This is a genomic window from Enterococcus sp. SB12 (genome assembly GCF_030910025.2).
Classification (GTDB): Bacteria; Bacillota; Bacilli; order Lactobacillales; family Enterococcaceae; genus Enterococcus_B; species Enterococcus_B faecium.
Map to the genome: position 1 here is coordinate 478,090 of NZ_CP175675.1, position 13,925 is coordinate 492,014.

Genomic DNA, 13,925 nt, shown 5'->3' on the forward strand with positions numbered 1-13,925 from the left:
ACCATGTTCAATAATAAAAATACAGCAGTAGTTCTCACTGACCCGCAAGTCGAGTTCTTGAAACCAGCAGGCGGTGGCTTTGGTTTGACAAAAGATATCTTAGAAAAATACAATACGATCGAAAACATGATCGAAATGGTGAAACAAGCAAAAGAAAAAGGATACAAACTCTTTATTTCTCCTCATTATTTTTACCCACATGACCATAAATGGCAATTTGGCGGTGCAGGAGAACATATGATGCTTGAGCAACAGATGTTTGCTAGGAAAAGTCAATATGAATCAGTTGAAGAAGGTTCAGGAGCTGATTTCATCGAAGAATTGAAACCATATTTGGATGAAAATACGATTATCAGCTCTCCTCATAAAATCTTTGGACCAGAAAGCAATGATTTGGCGCTCCAATTGAGAAAAAATGGAATCGACACAGTGATTCTTGGTGGAATGAACGGAAACTTGTGTAGCGATTCCCATATGCGTGAATTGGTAGAGAGTGGATTCAATGTTGTGGTAGCGACAGATGCAATTGGTGCTCCTGGTCAAGAAGCAATGGATGCAGCGTTGACGAACTTTGGCTTTATTGCAGATCAAGTGATGACAACAGAGGAAGTATTAGAGCAACTATCATAAGATAGGAATTGCTTTTGTCCTCGCAGTTCTTGAATCAATGAACATCTAGCTATATGAGAACAGTTTTATAGTGAGGGCTGTGTCAGATAATTTGGCACAGTCTTTTTTAAACGATTAAGAAGAAAAAATGATGAATTTATTGTATAATATAGGACTATGAGAAATGAAAAAGGAGAATATCATTGAAAACAAAGGAAAAGATCTTGGAAGCGACCAAAGATCTTATTTATAAAAAAGGCTATCATGAAACGTCAATCCGAGATATTCTAGCAGCTTCTGAGACGGGGAAAGGGCAATTTTATTATTACTTTTCTTCAAAAAAAGAAGTTTGTCTAGCGGTGATCCATGCGCATATGGTCGTGTGGCAGACAGAATTGTTCGAAGACATCTTAAATGCTGGAAAACAGCCAGAAGAAGCATTAGAAGAAATGTTGGACTGGATTTTTGCTGATCATGAGACACAGATCACTTATCATGGCTGTCCTGTAGGTAATTTGATTATTGAGTTGAGTACAGTGGATGAAGAATACCGTCTGTTGCTACTAGAATTAGTCAATCAATGGATCAAGTATACGAAACAAAATATCCTGGCACTTTCTGAAGAAAAACTGTCCGATGAAGAAGCATACCGTCAAGCCAAAGCGTTGATTGCTGAAATCCAGGGAAGTATCTTATTGTTGAAAGTCACACAGGATCTATCACTACTTAGACAAAATTTTCAATTGATCAAAGAAAGATTGTTAACTTCGCAAAAGGTTCTTTAATAATTAGAGGTTGTGACAGAAGTGGTCAGCTTCAAGAAATAAGAAGGAATTTACGAAAATTGCTTCTCAAATTTTTGTGAAATTTCGGCTTATTTTTCGAAGAAGCTACTTCTGGAACACCGTTTACCCAGAGGTCGTAAGCCTGCCGTTTCACTCCGAGTCACAAGGAACAATTTCAAAAAGCAGCTTCTCATGTTTGTTGAATATTGTGACTTGTGACCGAGGAGTTGGCAGGAGAATACCATTCACTGGAGAGTTTGTCACTTGTCACAACTTTTTTAGTTCTACACAAATTGAAAGCGTTTTGTTGGTACGAACTTCTTGTTGCAGTGTATGATAGAAAAAAAGATTGGGAGGGATTAGGATGTGTGGTCGTTATTTTTTTGATCTAGAGTCAGAGCTCCTTCAGAATTATTATCGAGAAGCCCAGACGAAACAACCGGAGCAGGCAGCAGAATTAGCAGCTGGAGAAGTTTTTCCGTCAAATCTTGTTGTGACGTTAAGAAAAGAGGAAGAAAACATCCTCACTCCGGAAATCATGAAGTGGGGATTTACCGGATTTAAAAAAGGACAATTGATGATTAATGCCCGTGCAGAGACAGTAGAAGAAAAAAAGACCTTTCATCAACCATTTTTGCAAAATCGTTGTGTTTTCCCAATGAGTGGCTTTTATGAGTGGAATGAAGAAAAAGACAAATTTATGTTTTCAAATAAGGAAAAAATAGTGTATATTGGCGGTTTTTATCGTAGCCATCAGGATGAAAAAATGGCAGAATCAATCATAATGACTACTGAACCTAACCGCACAGTCGCACCAATCCATGACCGAATGCCGCTTGTCTTGACTGAAGAACAAATCGAACCTTGGGTAACAGATGTTTCTTTTGCGCGAAAAATCATTACTCAACAGATGCCTGAATTAGTAATGGAGAAGGTATAACATAATCGATTTTTCAAAGAAAGAGCGGCAAAAAACGAAAAAGACTTCAGCACAGATCCCAAAAACAAAGAGAACAGAAGAAATGCTCATAAGCTGCATATACTGCATCTATAGAGTCACAGTCGACCTTTCTAAGGTATAGCTTCTATTTGTTTTTTACTCGTTCTGCGAGTCTTTTTTATTTATACCTAACGATGTTTATCATTATGACTCTTTGAATTCTTGGAATCTAAAATTCAAACTTAACGACTGGTTGGCAGTTGTATATTCTCTGAGTTTATAGATAAGAGGTTGCCATTTATCCACATTGATATGAGTTGGATCATGTAAAATCCCTTCTTCTACAAAAATAGCTACGATCTCACATTCTACAATAGCAAAGTCTTCTCTAGTTGAAATTCGTTGAACCAACGTTTCTATTTGAATCGGGCATTCTTTAATCCGAACAGTTGAAACTTCTTCACCTGCTAGTTTCGTGAACTTTCCCAATTGAAATTTGTCAGAGCAAAAGGAATAGCCAGCTTTTTGTTTATAATCAGGCATGATAGGATGGCCTGTCGTCTTTGCGATTTTCTCGATTTTTTTCCAAAGCGTTTTATCTGCAAGATTGAAGGTAGCGGGGAGTTAGCTATAGTATTTGGGTAGCTTTGGATCCATAGGTTCAATGTTTCTTGGATTATTTTTTTATTTAAAGAAAAAATGAACTGGCTACAATTTATTTCTATTTATATCCAATAAGATATACTTTAAACAAAACAATTTTCTAGATAGTTTACAAAGGGGAATTTTGCGTTACTTAGTGTTATATAGTATACTTTTATTAAGGGAGTGATGATAATGCTTGTTACAAAATCTAGATTACAAGGAAGTTCTGTAGTGGTAACTTTACCTTCTGATAACGGAAAGAAACCTTCAGAAAACCAAGAATATATCGTTGTGTATTCTGATGATGGAACAATTACGTTAGTTCCAAAAATTGAAGATCCATTTAGTGGTGGGGAAGAGGCCGAGTATTATGAGAAAGACGAATGGGAAGATTTAACTCCTGAAGGGAGAGAAATTTTATAGTGTCAGAAGAAAGAATTTATATTCCTAAAAAAGGTGATATTGTATGGATTGATTTTGATCCCTCAGTAGGAAAAGAAATTCAAAAAAGACGACCAGGACTAGTCGTCTCTCGTTATGAATTTAACCGTAAAACAATGTTTTCGGTCATATGTCCAATTACTTCCACTATAAAGAATTTACCGACACGTTACTCATTACCTGAAGAGCTAGATATAAAAGGACAAGTAATTATTACACAATTAAAATCTCTTGATTTTAAGGAACGAAAACTCAAAAAAATAGAAAACTTACCATTGCAAGACATGGCTAAAATTGATCAGATTATACAGTATATGTTTTAAGCATTGTAAGTAAACTCTATAATATTTTTATATGCTAAACATAACGAAATTAAAAAAAGGCCAAGTAAATGTCGTTCATTCTACTAGTGTGGTCGATGGGATTAATTTCCGTATCTTAAACTAAAGAATATATAGCATTTTAAACGAATGATTGAGGTGATTTCCTCAAGTCATTCGTTTTTTTGTGTCACAAAACTTGTTTTTTCACGACATATCTTAACGTATACGAAAAGTCGCGACAATACTTTAACAGAAAGAAGAAAAAGAACAACTGACAGTTTTAGTCCTAAAAAATCTAAACTCTTTAGATATGAGTAATGTCATTTTAAACTATATCGATGCTCAAAAACGTAAAATTTGGGATCAAGATCTGTCTAGGAAAGAATTTCTATAGTTTAACTGAATAACACAAAAAGGCATATCATGCGACAAGAAAAACAATGAAAAGAGAAATTTGCCATCACTGGAACATCCGTACAGAAATTAGCATAGATTCTGAAAAATCTACCGCTAGTTTCTATTTAGTTGTTCTAACGACACCAATACTTGTAATGCTCGAAAATGTGCAATTGGGTCAGATAGTGAACCAAAGTAGAATCTCAAAGCGACAATTATGAATGTAAAAGTACCTTTTATGATTAGTTTATTCTCTAATTGATTACATCCCGTATAATTAATAAAATTACTTTACCGATTACACGATCTTATGTCAGTAGAGCTTTTAGGTACACTATCAATACAGTTCATTCCAGTATAATGTAAGGTTTTTTTTATTTTGAGTCACTTTTTGTCAATATTATTATTTACAATACCTTCTATAATAAAAGCTATTTAAGGAAGTGTTTATGAATGAGTAAAAATTCTAAAGGATTCCTAACCATCTTATTAGCTTTTATAGGGTATATGTTGGTTGGGCTGCTAAAATCATACAGTAATGAGTTGCTGAATTTTTCAACATTTATTAATGATACATTAGTTCCAAGTTTGTTTTTCATTGTATTTTTTGCTGTTGGTTATTTTATAATAAAGATATGATGACTAATTTGGCTCAACTATTCCAGCGTCAGCTGAAGATATTGCAATTCCCGATTCCTTAATCATTTATCTGGATGAGACAGAAAGTGAAGTTGCAACAGATATGTATGTAGTTGAGGATAAAAATGATAGTTTAAAAATTAATAGTTCAGATACTTTACTAAGAGTAAGTCCTATCTTTTCAGCTGTTATTTTGGATAGGCTACAATTAACTAGACAGAAAAATTAAGGTGTGTAGACTAGAAGAAAACATACCAGGAGGAATTTTTATGTCTAAGAGAACACGAAGAACTTTTTCACAAGAATTCAAGCAACAAATCGTCAATCTTTACTTAGCTGGAAAGCCACGTGTAGAAATCATTCGAGAATATGAACTAACGGCTTCAGCATTTGACAAATGGGTAAAGCAATCTAAAACGAGTGGTTCATTCAAAGAAAAAGATAATCTTACGCCTGAACAAAAAGAATTGTTAGAACTACGTAAAAGAAACCAGCAATTAGAAATGGAAAATGATATTTTAAAGCAAGCAGCGCTGATATTCGGACGAAGAGACAAGTAATCGATGCGAATAAGCATCTTTACCCTATATCAGCGATGTGCAGAATATTAGGTCTATCACGTCAGTCCTATTATTATCAATCAAAACCAAAGAAAGACGAATCAGAACTTGAAGAAGTAGTCGCTGAAGAATTTATCCGCAGCCGAAAGGCCTACGGCTCAAGAAAAATAAAAAAGCCTTATCAAAACGAGGCATTCAGATCAGCCGACGAAAAATTAGTAGAATCATGAAAAATAGAGGATTAAAATCGAGCTATACTGTTGCTTATTTTAAAGTACATCATTCTACTTGCAATGAAGCCAAAACGACAAACGTATTGAATCGTAAATTCTTAAGAGACAACCCATTAGAAGCGATCGTAACAGACTTGACTTATGTACGAGTCGGGAAAAAATGGAATTGTGTCTGTTTCATTTTGGATCTGTTCAATCGAGAAATTCTCGGCTATTCTTGTGGAGAACATAAAGATGCCGTTCTAGTAAAAAAAGCATTTAGCCGTATCAAACAACCTCTGACAGAGGTTGAGATTTTTCATACTGATCGTGGAAAAGAGTTTGATAACCAAGCTATTGATGAATTATTAACAACTTTTGACATCAATCGATCATTGAGTCATAAAGGCTGTCCTTTTGATAATGCCGTAGCTGAATCAACTTATAAGTCGTTGAAAGTAGAATTTGTCTATCAATACACATTTGAAACCTTACAACAATTGGATTTGGAGTTATTTGACTATGTCAATTGGTGGAACCACCTTCGGTTGCACGGTACACTTGGCTACGAGACACCGGTTGGTTACCGTAACCAGAGATTGGCGCAGCGAATCCTTGATAATGAGCTCGGATGTGCTAACGCTAGCGAGGCAGTCTAACTTTAACTGTTAGCTCCTGCCGAAGATCGTCACATCCGAGGAGGCTCATTGTCAAGGACAATCGGAATAGCATACGGAAAGAAGTTCTGCACCTTATAAAATTTGTCAAAAAAACTGTTGCCATTCCAGTTATGTACTTCCAACAGGTGAGGCAGCCTTTACTGAATTTATCATCTCTTATGGAAGCTATAATGAAGAAATTCAGATCGTAGGAGTAGAAAATCCAGGGCCAGAAAGAGTACCGAATATGAAACGCGGGTCACTTCCTGCTACTGGTGGGAACGGGCTCTTGGCATTCTTACTAATCGGAATAAGTTTGATGATTGGAGCGTACAGCTGGTACCGTAAATTTAAAATGAAGTCTGAAGTATAAGCAACAAAAATAAGCTGCAGCAACCTTTATAAAACCGATTGCTGCAGTTTTTTTAAATAAGAAGGTGAAGAAAATGAAAAAGAGAACAGGTAATAGACCTCAAACCCAAATCAGTCTTTTATTACAATTATTTATGGCAGTGATGTTTCTTGCCGGAGCTGCAGTTTTTACATATCCATTTTTAGCAGATGCTCTCAGCAATTATTTGGATCAAAGAAGGATCGAGAATTATCAAAAGCAGCTTGAACGCGATAAAGAAGAAAAACATGAGCAACAATTAGCAGTGCATGAAAAGAAAAATCAGACGCTTGCTCATACATCAGTAATCCCAGGAATGGGACAAGTCAAAGATCCTTTTGAGCAAGCGGTTAGAAATGTCCGAAATCCAGGAAAAGAATACTACGAACAACATATGATCGGAGCAATCTATATTCCGAAAATCAATGTTAGCTTGCCTTTATTTGATGAAACGAATGATCTTTTGTTAGATAGAGGAGCGACAGTCCTGCAAGGCACCTCTTTTCCAACTGGAGGAGAGAGTACACATTCCGTGATTACCGCCCATAGCGGTATTGCTGAGAAAAAACTCTTTACGGATCTTGAAGAAATGGAGCAAGATGACCGATTCTATCTTGAAGTGTATGGTCGGATGCTCGCTTATGAAGTCGTTGAGAAAATTGTTGTCCTTCCAACAAAAACAAATACATTAGCAATCAGAGAAAAGCAGGATCTAGTCACACTTATCACTTGTACACCTTACACCGTGAACACTCACCGATTACTAGTGACAGGAAGGCGAGTTCCCTTTACAGAAGAAGTCTCTTCAAAGATAGAACAGACAAAAAAATACCATCTTTATCGATTACTTATACTCCTTCTAGGTATATTGCTAGTGCTAACGCTTTTCGGTTATTGGTGTTATTGGAAATTTAAAAGACAAAAACAACTAAGGAAAAATAACAGATCATAGACCAATTGTTAAGAATAACATAATAAATTTAAGCTGTATTGAAAAGACAAAAGCGATTAAATCGCATATTTCCAGTTTTTTTTAACGTTTGCTAAAATGACATTTTCCAGGTAAGCCAACTTGTTTCACAAGGGCTTCTTTGATATTGTAGTAGCAAGAAGAAAGATGGAGGGATTTTTTATGGCAAAAATCATGGTAGTCGAAGACGAAGAGATCATTCGACAATTGATCATGGAGGAACTTGAGAAATGGCAATTTGAAACCTTTGGAACGACCGATTTCAATCAAGTGTTCTCAGACTTTGAAAGAGAAGAACCACAGCTTGTATTACTAGATATTAATCTTCCCGTTTTGGATGGCTATTATTGGTGTCAAAAAATACGTGAAGTATCGAAAGTACCGATCATTTTTATCTCCAGCAGGAATACGAATATGGATATGATCATGGCTATGAACATGGGGGCAGATGATTTTGTGACAAAACCTTTCCAAATCGATGTACTGATTGCAAAAATCAATGCATTACTTCGCCGTTCTTACAACTACACAGAATTATCTAGTGAAATGATGAGCCACAATGGCATTACGTTGAATGTTGACAACGGAAGTATGGAAATCAACGGAGAGATCATTGATTTGAGCAAAAATGAATATCGTCTATTATTTATTTTGATGAAGCACAATGGAAAGATCTTAAGTCGGGAAAAATTGCTGCGAGCACTGTGGGATGACGAACGATTTGTAGATGACAATACATTGACAGTCAACATCAATCGGTTACGCCGAAAAATCGAACAGGCAGGTATCCAAGGATATATCGAAACAAAAGTAGGACAGGGATATATCGTTCCCTGAAAGGATGAGCGGTTAAGATGAATTTTTTTAAATATTTGAAAGATCAGTGGACATTGATCTTGGGATGGCTGTTTTTTATTGCATTGACGATCTTTGTGATGTGGCTGGCGCCAAACATCAAAGTTGATTTGAGCACAATTGCTTATTTAGCTTTGATTGAGGGCGTCTTTCTGATTTTTTATCTGCTGGGTGGTTACTTGAGCAAGAGAAGATGGTGGGGAAAATTAGCCGACATACAAAAAACTTCCCCTTTGCAAAACTATTTGAGCGGTGGACGAACAGAAGAAGAAAAACTGGTAGAAGAATATATCAATCAGCTGATCCGTGAACACCAAGAAGTAATGCAATCAGCAATCAGTAATCAACAAGACCAAAAAGATTATATTGACTCATGGGTCCATGAAATCAAAGTGCCACTTTCCGCTTCTAAATTGCTAGTTCGTTCGATCGAGTTCGATATTGACGATCAAAAGTATACATTACTAGAAAATGAATTATCAAAAATCGATGAATACGTAGAACAAGTTTTGTATTATGCAAGACTAGACAGTTTTTCGCGGGACTACCTCATCCAAGAATATAGGCTAAAAGGAATCATTCAGCCTGTGATACGCAGTCAGGCAAATTATTTTATCCAAAAAAATATTCGCTACGAGATTGTTGGTGAGGATCATACTGTTTTGACCGATGCTAAATGGATCGCTTTTATCTTCAACCAATTGCTTAGTAATGCCATCAAATATACGCCGGATCACGGAAACATTATTGTGAGCATAGAAAAGGAAGCACAAGGAGTCAGCCTTTCAGTTAAAGATTCAGGGATCGGTATCCCAGCGGAAGACTTGAAACGGATCTTTGATAAGGGATTTACTGGGAGAAATGGTCGACTTAGCAAAACACATTCAACAGGATTAGGACTTTATTTAGCAAAAAATCTGGCCGAAAAATTAGGTATCCATTTGACGGCTGAATCAACTGAAGGAAAAGGGACAACAATGACTTTATTTTTCCCAATCTTAAATTTTTATAATGAAAAACGTTAGAAAATCGTTAGAAACGAAAAAAAGTGCTTGTGTTGTTAACGTTTTCGCTGATAAGTTTCTTATCATGTGAAATAAAAGGAGATTGGTTATGGAAATTTTAATAGCATTAGTCCCTATGTTGGCATGGGGTAGTATTGGTTTAGTAAGTGGTAAAATTGGTGGCGATGCCAATCAACAAACACTAGGAATGACGATCGGTGCATTTCTGTTTTCTTTAGTTGTCTTTTTCGTTGTTAGTCCTGTAATCACCCCTTGGATTTTCTTGATCGGATTTTTATCCGGCTTAGCTTGGAGTGTTGGACAAAATGGACAGTTCCATGGAATGAAGTACATGGGTGTTTCTGTAGGGTTACCATTGTCTACTGGTTTTCAATTAATTTTGAATACGATTGCGGGAGCCATTTTCTTCCATGAATGGACACAAACGAAAGATTATGTATACGGTATTATTGCTTTAGCTCTTCTTGTAAGCGGTGCGTATTTGACTGCCCGACAAGATGACGAAGGAAAAATAGATACAGATAATAAAATGCTTGATTTTGGTAAGGGTTTTAGAGCATTGATCTTCTCTACGATTGGTTATGGTGTATATACCATCATCGTCAACTGGGCGAATTTGGATGCGATGTCAATTATCTTACCTCAAAGTATCGGAATGATCTTAGGCGCAAGCTTCTTTGCTTTCCGTAAAGTTAAAGTCGATCAGTTTGTGTGGAAAAACATGATCTGTGGATTATTATGGGGCTTAGGAAACATCTGCATGCTTCTAACAGTCAAATCACTTGGTTTAGCTGTTGGCTTCTCACTTTCACAAATGGGGATCATTATCTCTACTTTAGGTGGGATTTTCATCCTTGGCGAAAGAAAAACGAAAAAAGAGCTCATTTATGTTATTGTTGGTTGCCTTTTAGTCATTTTAGGTGGTATCCTTTTAGGGTATATGAAAACAGTTTAATCGCTGTTTTCCAACCTAAAATGGGGAGGAACTTCAATGGATTTGTTTCGTAAGAAAGAGATCAATCTCAATCATACGAGTGAGATGAAAAAAGAACTAAAAACGTCTGATTTGATCATGCTTGGAATTGGTGCGATCATCGGTACGGGAATATTTGTGGTGACAGGGGTTGCGGCCAATCAAAATGCTGGTCCAGCACTGTCATTTTCATTTGTCTTAGCTGCAATCGTTGTCATTTTGTCTGGACTAAGTTTCGCAGAATTTGCTTCGCGAGTGCCAGTGATTGGTGGGCCATATGCCTATCTGTATGTTGTATTTGGTGAATTTGCTGCCTGGCTGACAGGGTGGTTGTTGATCGGGGAATTTTTACTAGCGGTTTCCTCGGTTGCTTCCGGATGGTCTGGCTATATGCAAGGTTTTTTGAAAAGTTTAGGGGCCGAACTTCCACAAGCATTAACTGGCGGGTACAATCCGGAAAATGGTACATACATTGACTTGATTGCGGTGCTCGTAGTGATATTCGTCACTTACATCGTGTCGCTTGAAGCCAAGAAAGCATTACGTTTGAATAATGCCATGGTATATGTCAAATTTGGTATCATCGCGTTGTTTATCATTGTAGGAATATTTTTCGTTAAACCTGATAATTGGCAGCCATTCATGCCTTTTGGTTTTTCCGGTGTGCTAGATGGTGCAGCTCTTGTGTTTTTTGCTTTCTTGGGATTTGATGCCGTTGCAATGGCAGCCGAGGAAGTCAAAAACCCGCAAAAAGATGTGCCAAGAGGAATCATTGGTTCGATACTGATTGCTACTGTCCTTTACATCATCGTGACGCTGATCTTGACAGGAATCGTTCCGTATACTGAACTAGGAGTCAATGACCCAGTGGCTTTTGCAATGAGGTATGTAGGACATGGAACAGTGGGCGCGGTGATCGCTGTAGGGGCCATTTTAACGCTACTGACGGTAACAATCTCGATGATGTATTCACTTGCTCGTTTACTGTTTGCTGTCAGCAAGGATGGCTTACTTCCTAAGTTTATGACAGAAATCGATCAAAAGCATCGTACACCGAAAAAAGCGACTTATGCCGCTGGTGTGGCAGCTGTATTCTTTGCCGGATTTTTCCCATTGAATGTATTAGCGGAACTAACGAATATCATGGCGCTCGCCTATTTGATGCTTGTTAGTCTAGGCTTACTGAAGTTGAGAAAAATGTTTGGCAAACCAAAAGCTGGAGAATTCAAAGTGCCATTCGTTCCGCTATTGCCAATCATTTCCATCTTGACTTGTATTGTATTGATGCTTCGTCTGCAAACTGTGACATGGATCGTGTTCGGTATCGTAATGGTTATTGGACTGATCATTTATTTTGGCTATGGCTATGGACACAGCAAGATGAATGAGAAATAGACTCCAATGGAGAAGTTAGAAGAAAGATAAGAAAAACGCCCAACAACAGTTGTAATAAACTGTTGTTGGGCGTTTGTTTTAGTAACAAGCGAAAGGTGATCTATTGGGTTAAATCCAACAGTTTTTGTTTCAGATCTTCTTCCATGTGTCCAAGCTCTACTTCTGCATGACGACGTTTTTCTTTTCCTTCTTTTTGGATACGCAATGTCTCTTGGATTGTTTCGATCAAATCATTTTGAGTAGTTTGAAGGGTCTCGATATCCACGATTCCACGTTCATTTTCTTTCGCTGTTTCGATGGCTGAGATTTTCAGCATTTCTGAATTTTTCTTCAATAAGTCGTTTGTTGTTTCAGAGACTTGGCGTTGAGCAGTTACTGCATCTTTTTGACGAAGCAAGGTCAATGCGATCACGACTTGGTTTTTCCACAGCGGAATGGCTGTAGCGATAGATGCTTGGATCTTTTCAGCCAAGGCCTGATTTGTGTTTTGGATCAAACGGATTTGTGGTGCTTGCTGGATCGTGATCTGTCTAGCTAAGCGAAGATCATGCGTACGTTTATCCAGACGATCTAGGAATTGCGTGTAATCATTGGCAATCTGAACATCCATCTGATCGCCAGTTTCTTCTGCTCTTTTCATCGCTTCTGGAATGATCGTTGTTTGAAGTTCTTCCATTTTCAATTCTCCAGCAGCGATATAAATATTCAGTGCATCAAAGTAGTCTTTGTTTTTCTGGTAAAGCTGTTCTAACATCAGATTATCTTTTAGCAGACCGTCTTTTTCTTTATCTAATTTCACTGAAATCTTGTCAATTTGTGCACCAATCTTTTGATATTTTGCTGTCACTTCATAGATCGATTGTTTGACCTTCCCGAAGACACGCTGGAAGATGTTCCCTTCTCCGGCACGCAGTTCGTCAGGATTGGCTTCTTGGAGACGATACATCAGTTCAGTTAAGGAATCTCCTACAGGACCAATATCTTGTGCTTGCACATGATTCAACATCGATTGTGAGAATTCACTTAATTTTGCTTGGGCAGCCGATCCGTAGCTGATGACAGACTGTGCATCATTAGCATCGATTTTTGCTGCTAGCTGTTTAGCTTGTTCTTGGCGTTCCGCCGGTAGTTTGTCAATTAAACGAGCAGCTGTCTGTTGCTCTTGGAGCTGATCAATCTCCGCTTGTTGTGAAGTGGTCAGCGTATCTGTTGGAGTTGAAAACGGGTTGTTCAATAAATCTTCAAGTGTATCGTTAACTGGTGTAACATCTTTTGTTTCAGTCGGTTTATGATCCATAAAAAATTCCTCCTTGTTGAATCTGTTCTCGATTCTTACATGAATGTCTCTACTTTAGAAAAAGTACTCGAAACAGCCAGACATCATCTGAATGTTCCGAGTCTTCTTTTATGAACAAAAGAGTTAATCCTTTTGTTCTGGTTCATATTTATTATCACGCTTTAAGCTCTGTTTCGCAACAGATATCTCTACGTCGATATCATCTAGATCCTCAGCAACGAATTTTTGATAATCTTGTGCGATTAAAGCTGACAGCTGGTCGATGATCTGCGCGCTTTCTTCTAGTTTTTCATAGGTCTGTTTGTTTTTGATCTCATGGTCATTGATCTCATTATACTTATTTGTCAAATCAACTAGATTCGGCAGATGCGTATAAAGAAACTGACTTGCTTCATGCAGTCGGTTTGGTTCTTTCACCAATTCTTTGAATAAAGCTTTTGCTGCTTTGACTGGATCATGGCGGAGATCGATTGCTTTAAGTTTGGCTGTCTGCTGCATATTCATTTGCAATTGATTGATCTCATTTTTTGTTTGATTCATTGTTTGTCGAAAAAATGAAATTTCATTCGCTGTCATACCGCTTTTTTCATAGTGAGTTTCAAGTTCGTTAGTCAGTGCAGGAATTTCTTCTTGTTTTCCCTTTTTCCTGCGCGAACCAAAGAGTCCCCACAAAACTAAAACTACACCTATCAATAAAAGTCCTAGAACAAAAGAAAAACTATTGTTTCGGACAAAGAGAAATAGCAAGACCAATGCTAGAAGCCACGGCCAATTTCGTTTTATCATAATAAACCCTCCATGTCATTTATC

Annotated in this window: 14 protein-coding genes and 2 pseudogenes; 13 read left to right on the forward strand and 3 right to left on the reverse strand. The window is 37.3% G+C overall.

Translation table 11 applies throughout. The annotated features are described in order from the left end of the window. The first annotated feature begins 3 nt into the window (after nt 1–3). The 3 genes from RBL01_RS02280 to RBL01_RS02290 all read left to right on the forward strand — a co-directional run bounded on the left by RBL01_RS02280 (nt 4) and on the right by RBL01_RS02290 (nt 2,334). On the forward strand, nt 4–630 hold the full coding sequence (locus RBL01_RS02280) for a cysteine hydrolase (protein ID WP_002286816.1): 627 nt from the start codon (nt 4–6) through the stop codon (nt 628–630). 182 nt (nt 631–812) lie between these two features. After that, a complete protein-coding gene (locus RBL01_RS02285) occupies nt 813–1,394 on the forward strand; it encodes a TetR/AcrR family transcriptional regulator (RefSeq protein WP_038809688.1) in 582 nt (193 codons plus the stop codon). 364 nt (nt 1,395–1,758) lie between these two features. Continuing rightward, nucleotides 1,759–2,334 (forward strand): SOS response-associated peptidase, encoded by a 576-nt coding sequence (locus RBL01_RS02290; RefSeq protein ID WP_002352505.1) that lies wholly within the window; start codon nt 1,759–1,761, stop codon nt 2,332–2,334. Between the two features lie 204 nt (nt 2,335–2,538). Here the strand turns inward: RBL01_RS02290 and RBL01_RS02295 are convergent, their stop codons facing one another. Next, entirely contained in the window at nt 2,539–2,877 is a 339-nt protein-coding gene (locus tag RBL01_RS02295) for a hypothetical protein (RefSeq protein WP_002306002.1), read from the reverse strand. Between the two features lie 294 nt (nt 2,878–3,171). Between RBL01_RS02295 and mazE the strand changes: the two genes are divergently transcribed. The 10 genes and pseudogenes from mazE (at nt 3,172) to RBL01_RS02345 (ending at nt 11,818) form a co-directional block, all read left to right on the forward strand. After that, nucleotides 3,172–3,402: a type II toxin-antitoxin system PemI/MazE family antitoxin gene (gene mazE, locus RBL01_RS02300; RefSeq protein WP_002323011.1), complete on the forward strand. Its 231-nt coding sequence runs from the start codon at nt 3,172–3,174 to the stop codon at nt 3,400–3,402. After that, nucleotides 3,402–3,743, forward strand: a complete 342-nt coding sequence (locus RBL01_RS02305) for a type II toxin-antitoxin system PemK/MazF family toxin (protein ID WP_002286801.1) — start codon at nt 3,402–3,404, stop codon at nt 3,741–3,743. Before mazE ends, RBL01_RS02305 begins: the two co-directional genes overlap by 1 nt. Before the next feature lie 849 nt (nt 3,744–4,592). Beyond that, the gene (locus tag RBL01_RS02310) at nt 4,593–4,778 is read left to right on the forward strand and encodes a hypothetical protein (RefSeq protein ID WP_002304207.1); all 186 of its coding nucleotides are present in this window, start codon (nt 4,593–4,595) and stop codon (nt 4,776–4,778) included. Between the two features lie 269 nt (nt 4,779–5,047). After that, nucleotides 5,048–6,209: pseudogene (locus RBL01_RS02315) on the forward strand (IS3 family transposase). 130 nt (nt 6,210–6,339) lie between these two features. Beyond that, a pseudogene (locus RBL01_RS02320) lies at nt 6,340–6,582 on the forward strand (LPXTG cell wall anchor domain-containing protein); the annotation flags it as partial. 73 nt (nt 6,583–6,655) lie between these two features. After that, nucleotides 6,656–7,552 (forward strand): class C sortase, encoded by an 897-nt coding sequence (locus RBL01_RS02325; protein WP_002352497.1) that lies wholly within the window; start codon nt 6,656–6,658, stop codon nt 7,550–7,552. A 180-nt stretch (nt 7,553–7,732) separates the two neighbouring features. After that, nucleotides 7,733–8,407 (forward strand): two-component system response regulator SapR, encoded by a 675-nt coding sequence (gene sapR, locus RBL01_RS02330; protein WP_002291233.1) that lies wholly within the window; start codon nt 7,733–7,735, stop codon nt 8,405–8,407. A gap of 17 nt (nt 8,408–8,424) precedes the next feature. Then, nucleotides 8,425–9,450: a two-component system sensor histidine kinase SapS gene (gene sapS / locus RBL01_RS02335; protein WP_002327427.1), complete on the forward strand. Its 1,026-nt coding sequence runs from the start codon at nt 8,425–8,427 to the stop codon at nt 9,448–9,450. Between the two features lie 88 nt (nt 9,451–9,538). Then, nucleotides 9,539–10,405, forward strand: a complete 867-nt coding sequence (locus RBL01_RS02340; RefSeq protein ID WP_307780818.1) for a GRP family sugar transporter — start codon at nt 9,539–9,541, stop codon at nt 10,403–10,405. A 36-nt stretch (nt 10,406–10,441) separates the two neighbouring features. After that, a complete protein-coding gene (locus tag RBL01_RS02345) occupies nt 10,442–11,818 on the forward strand; it encodes an amino acid permease (RefSeq protein WP_002352496.1) in 1,377 nt (458 codons plus the stop codon). Between the two features lie 100 nt (nt 11,819–11,918). Here RBL01_RS02345 and RBL01_RS02350 read toward each other — a convergent pair whose 3' ends face one another. After that, nucleotides 11,919–13,115, reverse strand: coding sequence for a toxic anion resistance protein (locus tag RBL01_RS02350; RefSeq protein WP_002286766.1), 1,197 nt, complete (start codon nt 13,113–13,115; stop codon nt 11,919–11,921). Nucleotides 13,116–13,238: 123 nt separating this feature from the next. After that, nucleotides 13,239–13,901, reverse strand: a complete 663-nt coding sequence (locus tag RBL01_RS02355) for a 5-bromo-4-chloroindolyl phosphate hydrolysis family protein (RefSeq protein ID WP_002327425.1) — start codon at nt 13,899–13,901, stop codon at nt 13,239–13,241. Between the last annotated feature and the right edge of the window lie 24 nt (nt 13,902–13,925).